General features: G+C 64.8%; 13 protein-coding genes. 3 read left to right on the top strand and 10 right to left on the bottom strand.

The window, feature by feature from the left end; genetic code table 11:
* Positions 1-151: 151 nt before the first annotated feature.
* The 8 genes from DOD19_RS17900 to kbl form a co-directional block, all read right to left on the bottom strand.
* Positions 152-1,162, bottom strand: coding sequence for a PgaD family protein (locus DOD19_RS17900; protein ID WP_112186937.1), 1,011 nt, complete (start codon positions 1,160-1,162; stop codon positions 152-154).
* Complete coding sequence (gene pgaC, locus DOD19_RS17895) at positions 1,159-2,442, bottom strand: poly-beta-1,6-N-acetyl-D-glucosamine synthase (protein WP_024977489.1); 1,284 nt, start codon at positions 2,440-2,442, stop codon at positions 1,159-1,161. The genes DOD19_RS17900 and pgaC overlap by 4 nt, the downstream gene beginning before the upstream one ends.
* A 1-nt stretch (position 2,443) precedes the next feature.
* Positions 2,444-4,618 carry a poly-beta-1,6-N-acetyl-D-glucosamine N-deacetylase PgaB gene (gene pgaB, locus DOD19_RS17890; RefSeq protein ID WP_239498031.1) on the bottom strand — a complete coding sequence of 725 codons (2,175 nt, stop codon included), beginning with the start codon at positions 4,616-4,618 and terminating at the stop codon, positions 2,444-2,446.
* Positions 4,619-4,668: 50 nt separating this feature from the next.
* Entirely contained in the window at positions 4,669-7,134 is a 2,466-nt protein-coding gene (gene pgaA, locus DOD19_RS17885) for a poly-beta-1,6 N-acetyl-D-glucosamine export porin PgaA (RefSeq protein ID WP_024977487.1), read from the bottom strand.
* Positions 7,135-7,207: 73 nt separating this feature from the next.
* On the bottom strand, positions 7,208-8,209 hold the full coding sequence (locus DOD19_RS17880) for a response regulator transcription factor (RefSeq protein ID WP_112187229.1): 1,002 nt from the start codon (positions 8,207-8,209) through the stop codon (positions 7,208-7,210).
* A gap of 586 nt (positions 8,210-8,795) precedes the next feature.
* A complete protein-coding gene (locus DOD19_RS17875; protein ID WP_037032073.1) occupies positions 8,796-9,041 on the bottom strand; it encodes a hypothetical protein in 246 nt (81 codons plus the stop codon).
* 109 nt (positions 9,042-9,150) lie between these two features.
* Positions 9,151-10,134: an NAD-dependent epimerase/dehydratase family protein gene (locus tag DOD19_RS17870; RefSeq protein WP_024977908.1), complete on the bottom strand. Its 984-nt coding sequence runs from the start codon at positions 10,132-10,134 to the stop codon at positions 9,151-9,153.
* Positions 10,134-11,351 (bottom strand): glycine C-acetyltransferase, encoded by a 1,218-nt coding sequence (gene kbl / locus DOD19_RS17865; RefSeq protein WP_024977909.1) that lies wholly within the window; start codon positions 11,349-11,351, stop codon positions 10,134-10,136. The genes DOD19_RS17870 and kbl overlap by 1 nt, the downstream gene beginning before the upstream one ends.
* Positions 11,352-11,438: 87 nt before the next feature.
* On the opposite strand from kbl, the gene DOD19_RS17860 reads away from it, so the two are divergent.
* Complete coding sequence (locus tag DOD19_RS17860; protein WP_112186935.1) at positions 11,439-12,035, top strand: XRE family transcriptional regulator; 597 nt, start codon at positions 11,439-11,441, stop codon at positions 12,033-12,035.
* A 20-nt stretch (positions 12,036-12,055) separates the two neighbouring features.
* On the opposite strand, the gene DOD19_RS17855 is transcribed toward DOD19_RS17860, so the two are convergent.
* Positions 12,056-13,411 carry an MATE family efflux transporter gene (locus DOD19_RS17855; protein WP_112186933.1) on the bottom strand — a complete coding sequence of 452 codons (1,356 nt, stop codon included), beginning with the start codon at positions 13,409-13,411 and terminating at the stop codon, positions 12,056-12,058.
* A 361-nt stretch (positions 13,412-13,772) separates the two neighbouring features.
* Between DOD19_RS17855 and DOD19_RS17850 the strand changes: the two genes are divergently transcribed.
* Positions 13,773-15,419 carry an APC family permease gene (locus DOD19_RS17850; RefSeq protein WP_024977912.1) on the top strand — a complete coding sequence of 549 codons (1,647 nt, stop codon included), beginning with the start codon at positions 13,773-13,775 and terminating at the stop codon, positions 15,417-15,419.
* Between the two features lie 102 nt (positions 15,420-15,521).
* Here DOD19_RS17850 and DOD19_RS17845 read toward each other — a convergent pair whose 3' ends face one another.
* Complete coding sequence (locus tag DOD19_RS17845) at positions 15,522-16,436, bottom strand: LysR family transcriptional regulator (protein WP_112186931.1); 915 nt, start codon at positions 16,434-16,436, stop codon at positions 15,522-15,524.
* 102 nt (positions 16,437-16,538) lie between these two features.
* Between DOD19_RS17845 and DOD19_RS17840 the strand changes: the two genes are divergently transcribed.
* Positions 16,539-17,423, top strand: coding sequence for an aldo/keto reductase family oxidoreductase (locus DOD19_RS17840; protein ID WP_112186929.1), 885 nt, complete (start codon positions 16,539-16,541; stop codon positions 17,421-17,423).
* Positions 17,424-17,473 lie beyond the last annotated feature (50 nt).

Raw genomic sequence — 17,473 nt, 5'->3', positions numbered from 1 at the left:
CGTTTGCCGTGCTGTATTGCGCACCGGCGGCAACGATTGCGCATCACAGAAAAGTCCGTCCTCCTCCGTTTGCGCTAAATCAATTGCCCAAAAGAACGCGCCCCGGTGACTCACATCACCGGGGCGCTGAGTGCTGCGCTGGGGGGCGACCTTACAGGTCGTCGTCGACGATGTTGGCACGGCGGCCGAAGCCGTGCAGCGGGTCAATGCGTTCGACGCGTTGGAGTCGCGCGTACGGATCATCCAGTTGTGCATGCGCACCAAATGCATGCAGCGCGCGATGGCGTTCAGTGGCTCGGTCCGCTGCGTGCACTGCAGCACGGCCATGCACCACGGCGGTCACGCTGCCGTAATGGCGGGCCATACCGGGCCGCATCGCGTACGTCTGGGCTGGCGATTGGGCCGATTGCGGCTCGACCCAATCGTTACGGCCCAGACGGCCGCGATAGCCAAAGCGATGAAAGCCGGCGGCATCGGCCGTCACCGCATCCACGGCCTTCACCACGTCGCGCGGTTGCTGTGCAGGTGCATCAACGCGTGCCAGCGAAGGCTCTTCGCGGTCGAGGTTCTCCAGCACGATCGCCTCGCTGACGGGGCGCATGCCCAGTACCGGCTCTTCCGGGTCGTATTCGGGGCTGCGGATGAACGGCGTGGGCGGTGTGGCGGTGCCGGCAGGTGCCGGGCGACCCGCCCACTCCTGCCACGAGCGCACGTGGGTGATATCGCCGTCATCGTCGTGGTCGACCACCAGCAGGCGCGTGTTGCGCGGACGCTGCCAGGCCGGTTGCTGCTGCCCATGCAACGCCCCCCGCGACGCGCGGGCGGAAGCCCCGGCGGATGGAGCGGGCACCGCCGGCGCACGTGCGAGCTTGCGGCGAATGGCGCGGTCCAGCCGCGACAGGATCATCCACACCACGAGCACCCCGCCCATGCCGGCGATGATGTTGCCGTACATGCGCAATTGCTCGAATGGCAGGCCGCTGGGGCCAACGCTGCTGATGGAGTACCCCACATACAGGCCCAGCAGGCCCCAGATCGAAATCACGAGCACCGGCCGGAAGATGCGGAACCAAAGCACGTGGTGCAAGGTGCCGACGACACCCTTGTCTGAGAACGACTGTCGGATCGAGTTTCGCGAAACATCAATGACAAGCATGGTCATGGCGAATTCCCCTGTTGTTGTTGGATGCCCCGGTCAGGGCTGGTCCAGCGGGCACGGGCACGCGTACGCTGGAAGGCGACGGCCGGAAAGCCGACCACCGTGGTGACAAGGTTCAGGATCCAGAACGCAACCGGATACCAGACAGTGTCGATGAAGTAGCGCAGGATGTTGTCGTCGTAGCGGCGATCAATAAAGCAGCCGATCAGCAACTGCAGCACGCATGTGATGAAAAGCAGCGTGCCGTGCCAGCGCGGGAAGGCTTCCATGCGCCATTCGGGTGGCAGGGTGATGAAGAAGCCGAGCACCGACCACGTGATGACGATCAGCATGTTGTACGCCCACACGACCGACAGTGCGTACTCGAAGAAGATCGGCCACATCATCGATTGCCGCAGGCTCACCATGGCCGGCGCGTACTTGATCAGCGCCTGGATGCCGCCCTTGGCCCAGCGCAGGCGCTGCTTGTACAGGCCGCGGAAGGTCTCGGGCATCAGGATCCATGACAGCGCGCGCGGCTCGTAACGGATCATCCAGCCGCCCACCTGCAGCTTCCAGCTGATGTCGATGTCTTCGGTGAGCATGTCGTTGCTCCAGTAGCCGACATCCTCAATGGCGTGCTTGCGGAACATCACGACCACGCCCGACACCGTCAGCAGCCGGCCATAGACCTGCTGCGTGCGCTTGATGAGCCCCACGATCGACGAGAACTCGCCCACCTGCATGCGCCCCAGCAAGGTCGAGCGCGTGCGGATGCGCGGGTTGCCCGTCACCGCGCCAATGGTCGGGTTCTCCATCAGGTGGCGGATCATCCAGGCAATCGCATCCACATCCAGGATCGAATCGCCATCGATGCACATCAGGTACTCGGCGTCGGTCACCTGCGCCGCGGTGGTGAGGCCAATCGCCTTGCCCTGGTTGGACGACTGGTGGATCACCACGAGTTGCGGGTATTCCGCCGCCAGTTCGTTCAGGCGTTCACCGGTGCGGTCAGAACTGCCGTCGTTCACGGCGATGATGTCGTAGTTCGGATACCGCATGCGTGCGAGGTGGCTGATCACCTCGCGCACATTGGCCTCTTCGTTGTAGCAGGGCACGATGATCGACACCTTGGGATAGCTCTTCACCCCCAGGAGTGCCAGCGGATGCCGCACGTTCTGCGTGCCCCGCTCAAGCAGGAAGTAATGCAGCAGCCCGCCGATCATCCAGAAATACGACATGAAGAACGGGTAGTAAAAGACAAAGCCCGAGATCCAGCGCTTAGCGGCGAGTGCGTCCACCATGTCAGCCTCCCGCCTTGTTGGTGTGGGACGGCGCTGCCGCTTCGGTCGTCCCGGGCTGCTTGTCTGCGCCCGCCGCGCTGGCCTTCGGCGGCTGGCTCTGCGGGGCAGCACTGCTGTCGAGCTTCTCGACGCTGCGCGTATTGCCGCCGGGCGGCTTGCGCGTCTCGATATACGTCTTGAGCGACATCACATCACGCAGCACCTCGGTATCGGGCCGGCCGGCAATGAAATCATCCGGGTAGTAGCCGTAATTCAGAGCACCTGCCGAGCGCAGCGCGCGCATCTGGTCACGCAGTTCGGTCGTCGGGATCGGCTTGTCCTGATTGCGCCAGTCCACCGCCTGCAGCTCGAAGATGGTCTTCTTCAGCCCACCCTTGTGTTTGGCCACGGCGGCGGTCAGCTTCTTCATCCAGTCCTTCGGGTCCTTGGCTTCCTCCATGTACGGCATGGCTTCGAGCGCCACGTAGTCGTACGCCTCCAGGAAGTCGTCATAGTTCTGCGCCGTCCAGGCCTCGGCCTTCGGATCAAGCACCGGCCCCGAAAAGATGTTGCGCGCGGTCAGCATGTCGCGGCCGTTCTGATAGCCCTGGGCCACCGCGATCAGCTCTTTCGAGAACGAGATCAGCGCAGCGGTCTTGGCCTTCGACCACTTCTGCATCAACTCCGGCGACTGGCGGATCTTGTTGATATCGCCGGGCAGGCCCATGGCCTCGTAGGCCTTGAGCGCGGCGGGGCTGGCATCTTCGTAGTCGTCGAGCACGCCGTCGTCGTGGAAGAGCACGCCGTCGATGATCGAGTTCTTGGCCAGGTCCTCATAGATGTCGCGGATCATCTGGCGTGCCTGCGGATCGAACGGCGACAGTCGCGGCGGCTTGACGGTGCCCGGCTTCTGCGGCGCGCCCGGCAACGACTGCACCAGGTGCGTGGCGGCCGGATTGTTGGCCGGCAGCTTGTACGACAGCATCGGCAGCCAGGCGTACACCTCCACCTTTGCTCGCGTCTTCAACTGCCACGACACGCGCGAGAACAGGTCCGCACGCATCGGCATGTGCCGGTTCGGGAAGTACACAGCGTCCACGGCGCCGTTGCCCTTCGGGTCTGCAAAGGCCTGCAGGTAGACCACGCGCGGCGCGAGGTCCTTGATGCGGTCGATCAGCTTGCCGAGGTTGGCCTCCTGCTGCTTCGGGTCCGGGTCGTAGATGTAATCCATGTCGACCTGCACCACGCGCTGCACGGGGTTGATCATGCCGTGGTGCGTCACGGGCTCGCGCAGCGAACGCTCCAGATCGCCGGTGTTGGTGTCGTAGCCCATCAGGCTTCGGCGGATGGCGGTGAGCGGCACGTCCGGCGTGTTCGGACCCGGCTCCAGCGTGAGCATGTACTTCAGGCCTACGTTGGCGGCCTCCTGGTCGAGCATCTGGTTGTGGGCACCATACGGCCACACCACCGTCTGCACCTTGGTACCCGTGTTCTTCTGGATCAGGTCGATGCTGCGCTGCAGGTCATCATGCACACGCTTGCGGTATTCGTCATCGGTCTCATAGCGGCCCAGATTGCGCAGATATTCATGCGTGGTCGCCGCCGGCATCTCGTTACCCTGGGGGTTGCCCAGCGCGCCGTGGTGCATATCTGCCGTGTGGGTGGCGAACTCTGCCAGGCCGGAGGCCTGCATCTCGCGGATCTGGTTCCAGTTCATGAAGAAGTCCCGCGGCACGATCTGCTTGTCCGACAGCTTGACCTTCGATCCCTGGGGTGCGTTGGTCCACTCCGTTACCAGCCCGAACACCGCCGGAAAGCGGAACTGCTTGAGCAGCGGGAAGACCTTTGTGTAGTGACTTTCATAGCCGTCATCGAACGTCAGCAGGAGCGGGCGCTTGGGCAGCGGCTTGCCGCCATGGCGCGCCTCGTCGATCTGCGCGAGCGTGACCGGGTGGTAGCCGTTGGCGTCGATCCAACTGAACATGTTCGTCAGCATCTTGGTGTCGACGGCAAACCCATCGGGCAACGTCTCGAAGCTGGCGCGCAGGTTGTCGCGGATGTCGTGAAAGCACAGCACGCGGAACGTCTTGCCATCGTCCGGATCGGGCTTGGGCAGGAAGTCCACCTGAACGGCGGCGGCAGGCCGAACGGCAGCAAGGAAAGCCAACGTCAGGGCCAGCGCCAGTCTCGGTGCCATCCAGGCGAAGAATCGTCGCAATGACGGTTGTCGGAGAGCTTGCATGGGCATCACAGCGGAATGTTGAGGTTCAGGTACAGGAACTTGCGGTTCTCAGGCTGGCCGTCATAGCTATGGCGACCAAAGCCGATGCCGTAAGACACCTGCGTCTTGCGATTGATTTGCCACACGTGCTCCAGCCGCGCTTCGTACATCGGGCTGCTGCCGAACGACTGCTGGTTGTACATGCCGCCGGTCAGGTACACGCGCTGCGTGAACGACTTGTCGGCGTAGCGCCAGGGCGTCCACGACCAGATGGCCGTGGCCTGGCCGCTGTAGTCGCGCGATGGGCTGAAGTAGTTCAGGCCCGTCATCGTGTTGCGGCTGGTATCGGCCCCGAACAGCACGCCGATGGTGTGCCGCGGCGAGGTGAACACCTGCTGATAGAAGTTGGCTCCCACGCGCTGGCGCAGGTTGTCGTCGGTGTAGCGCGACACGCCATACGTGAGCGAGGCGTAGCGCGTTTCGTCCCAGGTGTAGCGCACGTTGCCGCTGACGGTCTTGCCGGTCACGCCCACCTGGTACGCCTTGTAGGGCACTTCCAGGTCGTCGTTGGTGACCATGCCCGACACCTTCCAGTGGTCGCTCGGAATCCACGCTGCATCCAGGGTGCCGCCGGTCTTGCCCACCGCGCCAACCGATTGGTGCACCTCGCCGTTCACCTCGACGCCGGTGTCGAACCACTGCAGGCCCGCGCCGTTGCGCACACGGCTCTGCGATGCGCCGTCAAACTGCGCGCGGCCGGCAAAGTTGTGGAAGAACAGTCGATAGTGATCGGCAAACGGGCCGCTGTAGGCCTTGGTGTCGATACCGTACTCGTTGTTGGCGAACGCCGAATTGCCCTTGTCCGCCGTTGACTGAATGATGAGCTGCGGGCTCTGATAGACGTCCAGATCCCTGCGCAGCGCACGCACCGAGCCGTTCTCCGGAAAGCGCTCGTCCAGCCCGTTGGCGACATCCTTCGCGGTCTTCAGGTCGTCCACTGCCAGCGATGCACGGCCATAGCCGGCCACCACGCTCAGGTCATCCGGGTGCTCGGCCAGCGCGGTCTTGTACATGTCGCGCGAGCGGTACGGCTCGGTCTGCACCATCGCGCCGTCGGCACGTGCGCTGACGAGCGATGCGGCGAACGGTGCTTCGTGGCGCCACTTGTCCAGCTCGGCAATGCCCTGGTGGGTGCGGCCCGTCAGGATCAGGTACTGCGCTTCCAGACGCTTGATGCGCGAGTAATCGGGATTGGGCGTACCGGCTTCGGGCGCCAGGCGCACGTATTCCGGGTTGTCGGCCTTCATCTTGTCGAGCAGCGCGCGAGCCTCTTCAAAACGCCCGGTGTCGAGCATGGCGTAGAACAGGCCTTCCTGAACGTCGCCGGTTTCGATCTCGCCGGGGCTGGCATCCTTGAGCGCGCGGGCGTAGGCATCTGCAGCCTTGTCGGGCGTATCGAGATACGCATAGGCATCTCCCGCTGCCACACGCGTGTAGGCCGGCACCTTGCCCGTCTGCGACATGGCTTCGTAGCGCTTGACGGCATCTTTCATGCGCCCGCGCGAAGCCAGTGCCACCACTTCGTCCGCCACGATCTGCTGGCGGAACTCTGCGTTTTCCGGCGTATCGGGCACCTTCTTGAGCAGCGCCTCGATCTCGGCTACAGCCTGATCGATGATGACGAAGCGTTCCGGCCCGTTGATGACCTTCAACTGCTGACGCCCCCAGCGGATGCGCTGCGCGGCGGCGGCATGGTCAACGTGCCACGATTCGCTTTCCTTGAACCAGTCCGGGTGCTGGCGCAGGTGCTCTTGCGCCAACGTGGCAGCGCCCTCGCGCGACTCGCGCATGACCTCATCGTGGAAGGCCTGGCGGTCGGTCGGCATCGGGCCGACGGGCGCATTGTCGGGTGCATTGCCGGCGGCGTGGGTCGCTGCTGCATTGGCCGCTTCTGGCGACACCGGCAGCGGTTCGAGCGCGCCGGGGCCTTGAGCGCTCGGGCCCGAAGGCACGGCGGGCGCCTGTGCAGCCGTATCCGGTGCGGGGGCGCCTGGCGGCAGGATCACCGTGGGCGACGGCGGCGCAGATGGTGGCGCCGGGGGCGCCGCCTCAACAGCAGGCATCGGCGACGTGGCAGCCGGCGCGGTTGACGCGGGCGATGTCGTGACGGATGAATCCGCAGGCGGCACCGCCTGTTGCGCAACAAGGAGCGTGTTGGCCGGAGACGCCGGCACGCCATCACCGCCGGCGATGACGGTCGTGGATGCAAACGTGGCCGGGCCCTTGGCCGCGGCGTCGGTCAGTTGCGTATCGATCAAGCGGCGCGTGGCCGCGTTGGAAGCATCGTCGGTCGCGGCGTGCGCGATCATCGGCACCGTGCCGACCACCACAACGGTGGCGGCAGCAATCGCGCAGCGGCGAGGATGCCATGCCGCGGCCGCGCTGTTGCGCTCGGCCGGCAGGCTCCAGGAGATTGGCTCGTGGGTTGTCATTGTTGTCATGTCCAGTGGGCGGCGCGTGCGGGCGCACGCCATCCGCATTGCATGAAGAGTTGACCGGGCTGAGTCAGCCGAGGCGGGCCGTACCGTTGGCGGTGCGCACCGGGGCGCGCATCGGCTTGGCAGGCGTCACGCCCCCAAAGGCCCGTGTCATGGCGGCCCAGCGCGATTCGGCGCCCAGTTCAGCGCCCGAAGCAGTCACCGATGTGGTGGTCCGCTCGGACGCTCCCGGCTGGGGGGATGAAGACGCCATCACCGCGTCTCGGGCCGGTGCGCCGGCCTGGAGCGGAGTCGGTGTGCGTGCAGCGGTTTGCACGAACACATCTGCGTCTTGCGCATCTCCAGACACCTGGACCGATGTGTGCGCAGATGCAGCGCTGATGGTGGCGGCAGCCCCGCCCTGCAGTTCCAGTGGAATCCCCAGGCGCATGGCGGCGTACACCGCTTCGCTCTTGTTGCGCACGTTCAGGCGTCGATACAGCGTGCACGCGTGCGTCTTGACGGTGGCCTCCGAAATGCCCAGCAGGCGGCCGACACCCTTGACGGAGTGACCGCGCGACAGCAACACCAGCACTTCGTACTGTCGCAGCGAAACATTCAGCCGCTGCGCCGCTTCCGATGCATCCAGCGAGAGCATCGGCATGACTGCATTCGCCGCACGCGGCATCAACGCCGGATACGACTGGCCGCCGGCCAGCACCAGCCGCAGCGTGGCCAGCAAGACTTCGGGCGATTGCGATTTGGCGCAGTAGGCGTCCACACCGCACGTCATGGCGACGTGCGCTTCTTCAGCAGACAGGCTTGCGGCGAGCAGCACCACGCGGCTGGCCTCGCTGGCATCGATGGCCTCGCGCAATTGGGCAGCGAATTGACCAGCGTTGATCGGGCCCTCGGCCTCGTCCAGCCCGATGACGAGCAGATCGGCTCGCTCATCGAACGCGTGCAGTTCGCCGGGGATGCCCGCAGGCAATGCCGGGGCGACGACCTCCAGGCCAAGGGTGGGATGCGCGAGCAACTGCGCAAGTCCGGCTCGTAGCAACGGATGATTCTCCAGCAGGACTGCTTTCATGGTTTCCTCGTTTTCTTGTGAAGCGATTCCGGTCAGGCGCGCGCAGGCCAGCCGCTGCGGGCGAGCACGCATGTGACCGTCGAAACCCCGGGACCGTCCGAGAGAAGCGCCCTGCCACCGGCGATGTGCCGGATCTGGAGAAGCGAATTGCGAATGCCGTGGAAACCGTGGTGCCGTGGGGACCAATCCGGTTCCGGATTCGCTTATTGGAAGAACATGTTCTGCATGTGGCGGAAATGCCTTGCACATGCAGAGTGACCGCACGACATAGAGCAAGCATCGGGCCACCTACGTGCAGCGCAACATCTGCTTACACTTGCGGCACAAATGCGGTCATGAGGAAGGCGGTGAAAACCCACTGTGGCAAAGGATCGCTGGGCGGTGGCATCGATTGGTGCGACGCCGCAAATCCACTCCATTTCTGTAACGATTCAGTTACGAATTCGCGGCGTGTGACGGCAGGCCCGGTCATGCCGTCGGTTGTCCACTGAACGTTTTTACAACCTGTTTTAAAACTTACCGAGCGAGCGCGGCAGGCGCCACATTAGCGGCAGGCCGGCAGCGGATAGATGACCGATGCGCCCCTTCAGGGCTTATGGCGCATGGCAAAGAGGAACAGGCTGTCGATGGCGCCCACCATGAAGATGATGCCCGCCGCCATATGCAGCATCCAGGCACCGTCGGCAAACGGCAGTTGGATCGACGTGTGCGGAATGGCCGCCACCGCGCCGGCCGCCACCGACATGCGCAGCACCGGCACCCACCACGTGCGCTTGGCGGGCGGCAGATCGTCGCGATGGCGCGGCGCGGGGTCGGGTGTCGAAGAAGACATGCGGCAGGGACGAGATGTGATGGCCATGCTGCATTGTTGAACACAACCGATCGAAGCGAAACAGAAAACAGCGCTAGGGAAGACTCGCACTTCCCCTAATTAAAGCTGCCTAGGCCGGATGCGTAGCCAAGTGCGCGAGGTTCTGCAGCATGTCGGTCGTCATCTCCGCCACGCCGTATTCGGGCTTCCAGCCCCAATCGCGCCGGGCGACCGAATCGTCGATGGAATTCGGCCAGCTGGCCGCAATCGCCTGGCGGAAATCCGGCGCGTACGCCACCTCGAACGACGGACGATGCCGGCGGATCTCGGCCGCCAGCTGCTCCGGCGTAAAGCTCACGCCTGCCAGGTTGTAGCTGCCGCGCTCGGTGATGCGCTCGGCCGGTGCCTCCATCAACTCGATGGTGGCGCGCACGGCATCTGGCATATACATCATGGGGAGCGCCTCGTCGTGATCAAGGAAGCACGTATAGCGCTCACCCTTCACGGCCGAATGGAAGATGTCGATGGCGTAGTCGGTCGTGCCGCCGCCCGGTGCGGTCTTGTACGAGATCAGGCCCGGATAACGCAGGCTGCGCACATCCACGCCGTAATGCTCGAAATACCAGCGGCACCAGCCCTCGCCCGCCAGCTTGGAAATGCCGTAGACGGTCTTGGGCTCCATGATCGTGCTCTGCGGCGTGTTGTCCGCAGGTGTGGTGGGCCCGAACGCGGCAATCGAGCTGGGCCAGAAGATGCGCTCAAGCTGATGATTGCGCGCGGCCTCCAGCACGTTCAGCAGGCCATTCATGTTGAGCGCCCAGCCCCACGTGGGCGATTGCTCTGCCGCGGCCGACAGCGCCGCCGCCAGGTGATAGATCTGGGTAATGCCGTGGCGCTCGATGATCTCGCGCAACTGGCCGCGATCGGTCACATCCAGTGTTTCGTGGCGGATCTGCGGGTGGCGGCCCCGGGGCACCATGTCGCTGGTCACGACGTTGCCAGTGCCGTAGCGTTCGGCCAGCGCGGCGGCCAGCTCCGTCCCCAATTGCCCGTTGGCGCCGATGATGAGAATGCGCGGCGCCGTTCCAAAATTCGCGCTGGTTCCGGTGCTCATCAGATGATCCCCAGTTCCTTGCCGGCGGTTTCAAACGCCTTGAGCGCCGCATCGAGTTGCGCGCGCTCGTGCACGGCGCTGATCTGCACGCGGATGCGCGCCTGCCCCTTGGGCACCACCGGGTAGAAAAAGCCGACCACGTACACACCCAACTCCAGCAGGCGCTTGGACAGGGCCTGCGCCTTCTGGGCGTCGTACACCATGATCGGCACGATGGGATGGTCGCCCGGCTTGATATCGAAGCCCAGCTCGACGATCTTGCGGCGGAAATACAGCGCGCTGTCTTCAAGCTTGTCGCGCAGCGCGGTGTCGGCTTCCAGCAGATCGAGCACCTTGATGGTGGCCCCAACAATGGACGGCGCCACCGTGTTCGAGAACAGATACGGCCGCGAGCGCTGGCGCAGCAGTGCCACCACCTCCTTGCGCGCACTCGTAAAGCCGCCCGATGCACCGCCCAGGCCCTTGCCCAGCGTGCCGGTGATGATGTCGATCTTGCCGAACACGCCGCGGTGTTCGTGCGAGCCGCGCCCCCGCTTGCCGAGAAAGCCCGTGGCATGGCATTCGTCAATGCCCAGCAGCGCACCGAACTCGTCGCAAATGGCGCGGATTTCATCCAGCCGCGCGATGGTGCCGTCCATCGAGAACACGCCGTCGGTAAACACCAGCTTGAAGCGCGCGCCCGCCGCATCGGCCGCCTTCAGTTGCGCGCGCAGATCATCCAGATCGTTGTGCTTGTAGCGATAGCGCTGCGCCTTACACAGGCGGATGCCATCGATGATGGACGCGTGGTTCAGCTCGTCGCTGATGACGGCGTCTTCCGCGCCCAGCAGCGTTTCGAACAAGCCACCGTTGGCATCGAACGCCGAACCGTAGAGGATGGTGTCTTCCGTGCCAAGAAACTTCGCCAGCCGCGCTTCCAGCGTCTTGTGCAGGTCTTGCGTGCCGCAAATGAAGCGCACCGAACTGAGGCCGAAACCGTGCGTGTCAAGCGCTTCGTGCGCAGCCTTGAGCACCTCCGGGTGCGACGACAAGCCCAGGTAGTTGTTGGCGCAGAGGTTGATGACCTCCTTGCCGTCAGCCGTGCGGATCACAGCGCCCTGCGGCGAGGTGATGATGCGCTCGGTCTTGTAGAGACCGGCTTCCTCGATCGCCTCCAGTTCGCGGCGGATGTGCGCGTAGAAGGCGTCGGTGGAAGCATTGGCTTGCGTTGTCCCCATGGTGCTGCTCCTGTAGACTGCGTTGATCGATAAATCGAACATGTTCGATATATCGAATAATTCGTTCAATTTACAAGATACCAACCGATGGCACAAGCCCCCGCCACCGATGTCCTTGCCGACGGCCCGCCCGCCGTTGGTGCCAAGCTGCAAGCGCTGCGCCAGGCGCGCAAGCTGTCGCTCGATGAACTGTCGCGGCGCGCAGGCGTGTCCAAATCCATGCTCTCGCAGGTCGAGCGCAATCTGGCCAACCCGACCGTCGCGGTGCTGTGGCGCCTGGCCAGCGCGCTTGGCGTAGGGCTGGCAGATTTTCTGTCGCCCGAAGGCGCGGCCGATGCGGCGCCCGCGGTGACGGTCATCCCCGCTCACTCCATCCCAGTCATCAAAAGCCCGGATGGCAAGTGCGAATTGAAGATTCTTGGCCCTGTGGACCTGGCGGCGCGCTTTGAATGGTATGAACTGGCGATCCAGCCCGGCGGCGTGCTCGCGTCAGAGCCGCACGAGCTGGGCTCGAAGGAGCACATCTCCGTGCTCAGCGGCACGGTGAACGTGCAATCCGGCCCGAGTGAGAAGAAGGTGCGGCACGGGGAATCGGCGCGCTACCCAGGGGATGTGCAGCACGCCATCTCAAACGCCGGCAAGACGGTGGCGACGGCGTTGCTGGTGGTGGAATACGCGCAGTAGCCGCTGCAGATTGATGCTGCCTAGGCTGCCTGCAGTTGAGGCGCCCGCCACACGCGCGGCAGCAGCACCCCGAGCATCAGCCCGCGCAACGCCATAAACCCCAGCATCGACAACCACAGCCCGTGGTTGCCCCACAGCGGCTGCAGCGTGACCGACAAGCCCCAGAACGCGGCAGCCGCCACGGCCATCGTCACCAGCAGTTCACGTGTGCGCGTCGCGCCGATGAACACGCCGTCAAACTGGAAGCCCCATACCGACACGATCGGCAGGAGTGCCGCCCACACCAGATAGTGGCGCGCGGCTTCGCGCACGGCGGCCTGATCGGTCAGCATGCCAATAATGCCGGCGCCCGCCAGCGCGTATGCGGCGGCAAAAAGCCCTGCGCCCAGCACCGACCAGAACGTCGACACGCGAATCGCCATCCGCAGCGCAGCGCGGTCGCGCGCGCCCATGGCGGCGCCCACCAGCGCTTCTGCGGCGTGCGCAAAGCCGTCCAGCCCGTAGGCCATGAAGGTCAGGAAGTTGAGCAGCAGCGCGTTGGCCGCCAGCACCACGTCGCCCTGCTTGGCGCCCGCGTGGGCGAACCAGCCGAAGGCGGCCAGGAGGCACAGCGTGCGCAGGAAGATGTCGGTGTTCAGGCCCATCAGGCGGCGCCAGGCGTCGCGAGCGAGCAATTCGGCGCGCGTGAGCGCCGGCAAACCCATCGGCCGTTGCAGCCAGAGCAGCAGCATGCCGAGCCCAAACCCGGCAATGTCAGCCAGCGCCGTTGCCGCGCCAATACCGCCCACGCCCATGCCAGCCCCCAGCACCAGGGTCAGCACTGCCACCATGTTCACGGTGTTGATGAACACCTGCAGCAGCAAAGCACGCCGCACCTGCTGGCGCCCGAGCAGCGTGCCGAGCACCACGTAGTTGGCCAGCGCAAACGGCGCCGACCAGATGCGCGTGTGGCAATACACCTCGGCCATGCGGGTGACGGATTCGCTCGCACCAAGCAGCGCCAGCGTGATGCGGATCGCCGGCACCTGCAGCACCAGCAATGCCGCTCCAATGGCGAATGCCAGCAGCAGCGCGCGCACCACGCTGGCCCGCAACGCTTGCGTGTCGCCCGCGCCGTGCGCCTGCGACACCAGCCCCGTGGTGCCCATGCGCAGGAAGCCAAACCCCCAGAACACGAAGTTGAAGAAGACCCCGCCCAGCGCCACGCCGCCAATGTATTCCGGCCCCGGCAGATGCCCGGCCACGGCGGTATCCACCGCCGAGAGGATCGGCTGCGTCAGGTTGGCCAGCACGATGGGAAACGCCAGCGTCAGCACGCGCCTGTGCCACTGCGCAGGTGACGCAGGTGCAACCGAAGTGGCGAAAGAGGACTCCATGGGGAGAAAAAACTGCGAGGAACGATGAAAAAGGCGGTGCAACCGCTCACGATTTCGCTATCATTGCGCCCCATTGCGGGCTCCGGAATCGGGCGGCAAGTGCGGCACCCCGCACAACGCCGTCGATGACTATACGCGAATCCCCCCGGAAGGCAGACACCGTGTTTTGCCTTTCATCGCGGCCGGACGGGTGCGGTTGATGCTGCGCATCATCCGGCACACGCATGTCCCAGGCTGGTGACACCCACCACATGGGACGGCGGGCGGCGCCCAAACAGCGTCGCCTCGGTAGAACTAAGCGGACTGGTAAGCAACCGCGATGCCCTGTCGAACTTCCGACTCGCCGGGGCGGAGACTCCTCTTGGAAAAAAACGTACAACGCAATCTGGGCGCCTGGGCATTGATGCTGACCGGGCTGGGCTCGATCATCGGTTCCGGCTGGCTGTTCGGCGCCGGCCACGCTGCAAAGGTGGCGGGCCCCGCTGCCATCTTCACCTGGATCATCGGCGCAGTCGTCATCCTGGCCATTGCCCTGACGTATTCCGAACTGGGCGCGATGTTCCCGGAATCGGGCGGCATGGTGCGCTATGCGCGCTACTCGCATGGCTCACTGGTGGGCTTCGTGGCGGCATGGGCCAACTGGATCGCCATCGTCACCGTCATCCCCATCGAGGCCGAGGCATCCATCCAGTACATGAGCAGTTGGCCGTGGCCCTGGGCGCAGTCGCTGTTCCAGCACGGTGAGCTCACGCCGCCGGGGCTTGTGTTGTCGGCGGTGCTCGTCGTCGTGTACTTCCTGCTGAACTACTGGGGTGTGAAGGTGTTTGCCAAGGCGAACAACGCCATCACGATCTTCAAGTTCATCATTCCGGCCGCAACTGCGGTGGCCCTGGTTGCAGCAGGGTTCCACCCGGGCAACTTTGGCACGGCCACGGGTGCGAACGTGGCAGGACAGGGCTTTGCCCCGTACGGCTGGTCTGCGGTGCTGACCGCCATTGCCACCAGCGGCATCGTGTTTGCATTCAACGGTTTCCAGAGCCCGATCAACCTTGCGGGCGAGGCACGCAACCCGGGCCGCAACGTGCCCATCGCGGTGATCGGTTCGATCCTGCTGGCCGCGGTGATCTACGTGGCGCTGCAAGTGGCCTTCCTGGGCGCGGTGCCGCCTGAGTCGCTCGTCAATGGCTGGCACGGCATTGATTACCACTCGCCGTTCGCCCAACTGGCGATTGCGCTGAACCTGAACTGGCTGGCCGTCGTGCTGTACGTCGACGCCTTCGTCAGCCCGTCAGGCACCGGCAGCACGTACATGGCCACCACCACACGCATGATCTACGCGATGGAGCGCAACAACACCATGCCGGCCATCTTCGGCCGCGTGCACCCGCTGTTTGGCGTGTCGCGTCCGGCCATGTGGTTCAACCTGGCGGTGTCGTTCATCTTCCTGTTCTTCTTCCGTGGCTGGGGCGCGCTGGCTGCCGTCATCTCGGTGGCCACCGTCATCTCGTACCTGACGGGCCCGATCAGCGTGATGTCGCTGCGCCGCACGTCGCCGCAACTGCATCGCCCGCTGCGTCTGCCGGGGCTGTCGCTCGTCGCGCCGTTCGCGTTTGTGTGCGCATCGCTCATCCTGTACTGGGCCAAGTGGCCGCTGACGGGCGAGATCATCGTGCTGATGCTGGTGGCGCTGCCCGTGTACTTCTATTACCAGGCCAAGGCCGGCTGGCCCGACTTCAAGACGGAACTCAAGGGCGCGTGGTGGATGATCGCCTACCTGCCGACCATCGCCGCGCTGTCGTACTGCGGCAGCACGGAGTTCGGCGGCCACGGCTACATCCCCTACGGTTGGGACATGGGCATCGTGGCAGTGCTCTCACTGTTCTTCTACCACTGGGGCGTGGCCAGCGGCTGGCACACGCGCTATCTGGATGAAGTCGAACACGTACATGACGACGTGCAAGCGCACGACACCAAGCGTGCGCCGCGCGCCGTGCCGCAACGCGCCTGACACCGCTGTTGCTCGCAAGAAAAAACGCCCGACCGGTTCTGCCGGCGGGCGTTTTTTTCGTTGCAGCAGTGACGCCTTAGCGAGAGCCCCGGGTGCGAAAGCTCAGATCGCGTCTTTATCCGAACCGGCTTTGATGAAATCGATGAACGCCCGCAGCGGAGCCGGCACGAGCCGCCGCCCCGGATAGTAGAGATACGGCCCGGGAAACGGCCGCCACCAATCTTCGAGCACGGGTTCAAGCGCCCCGCTCGCAAGATGCGGGCGCAGCCAGTCTTCGTACAGATGCACGACGCCGACGCCGGCAACAGCGGCGTCCACGACAAGATCGGTCGCACCGCCAATACGGACGAGCAGCGGGCCCGACGGGTCCACGTTGACCACTTCACCGTCGCGCTCGAATTCCCACGGCGGCATGGCGCCGCTCGCAAACCGCCCGCGCATGCAGGCGTGGTCCAACAGGTCGCGCGGATGCGTGGGGCGGCCGCGTCGATCGAGATAGCCGGGTGCCGCCGCCGTCGCGAACCGCTGCGTTCGCGGCCCGATCGGAACGGCGATCATGTCCTGTTCGAGGCGATCGTCATAGCGGATGCCCGCGTCGCAGCCGGCGGCAAGAATGTCGACGAAACTTTCCTCGGCCACGACCTCCAGCCGGATCTCGGGATAGGCCTCAAGAAAGCCCGGGATGATGGCGGGCAGCACGAGCCGCGCGGCGCTCATCGGCACATTGAGCTTCAGGGTGCCTGCCGGTCTTTCGCGGAAATTGTTGACGACGTCCAGCGCGGCTTCCACCTCGCTCAAGGCCGGCCGCAGACGGGTAAGCAGGCGCTGCCCCGCTTCGGTTGGCGAGACGCTGCGCGTCGTGCGGTTCAGCAGGCGCACACCAAGCTGCGTCTCCAGCCGACGCACCGCCTCGCTCAGCCCCGATGCGCTCGCGCCCATCAGCCTTGCGCCCTCGCGAAAGCCCTTGGCTTGCGCCACCGCCACGAAGGCATTCAGATCACCCAGATCGACTTGCATTGTTCATTTTTTCGCACAGCCCGTGCGGATTATGTCCTCTTATCGAGCAGGGCGCTTACGCCTAATCTGCCGTCACCTCGTTTTTCACACAGGAGTGTGACCATGTCCCCCATCGTTCAGTCCGGTACGTTTTCCATCGGCAGCCATCGCGTGCAGCGTCTCGGCTACGGCGCCATGCAGCTCGCCGGCCCCGGCGTCTTCGGCCCGCCCAAGGACCGTGACGCGGCGCTTGCGGTGTTGCGTGAAGCCGTTGCCTCGGGCGTCAATCACATCGACACCAGCGACTTCTACGGCCCGCACATCACGAATCAACTGATCCGCGAAGCCTTGCATCCCTATCGCGACGATCTGCTCATCGTCACCAAGATCGGCGCCAGGCGCGACGCCCAGGGCGCGTGGCTGCCGGCATTTTCAGCGCAGGCGCTGACCGAAGCCGTGCGCGACAACCTGCGCAACCTCGGTCTGGATGCTCTGGACGTGGTGAACTTGCGGATCATGTTCGACACGCATGGCCCCGCCGAAGGATCGATCGAAGCGCCGCTCACGGCCCTGGCCGAACTGCAACGGCAGGGGCTCGTGCGGCACATCGGGCTGAGCAACGTCACGGCCAACCAGATCGCAGAAGGGCGGCGAATCTGCGACATCGTCTGCGTGCAGAACCACTACAACCTCGCGCACCGAAACGACGACGGCCTGATCGACGCACTGGCCGCCGACGGCATCGCGTATGTCCCGTACTTTCCGCTAGGCGGGTTCAACCCGCTGCAATCGTCCACGCTCAACGATGTGACGACGCGGCTCGGCGCGACTCCCATGCAGACGGCCCTCGCATGGCTGCTGCACCGGTCACCGAACATTCTGGTGATCCCGGGCACCTCGTCGGTCGCCCACCTGCGCGAGAACCTCGCTGCGGCAGCGATTGCGTTGCCGGAAGAGGCGATGCGCGAACTCGACGCCGTTGCACTTTCCACGGACGAGGCCGCCTGATTTTGTGCAAACGCTTGGCGGGCCCACCGAGTCATCATCGAAACGCGATG

The sequence above is a fragment of the Ralstonia sp. GX3-BWBA genome, assembly GCF_003290055.1.
In the GTDB taxonomy this organism is placed as follows: Bacteria; Pseudomonadota; Gammaproteobacteria; order Burkholderiales; family Burkholderiaceae; genus Ralstonia; species Ralstonia holmesii.
Note: the sequence above shows the minus strand (reverse complement) of the source record. Positions and strands in the feature narration are given on the sequence as shown.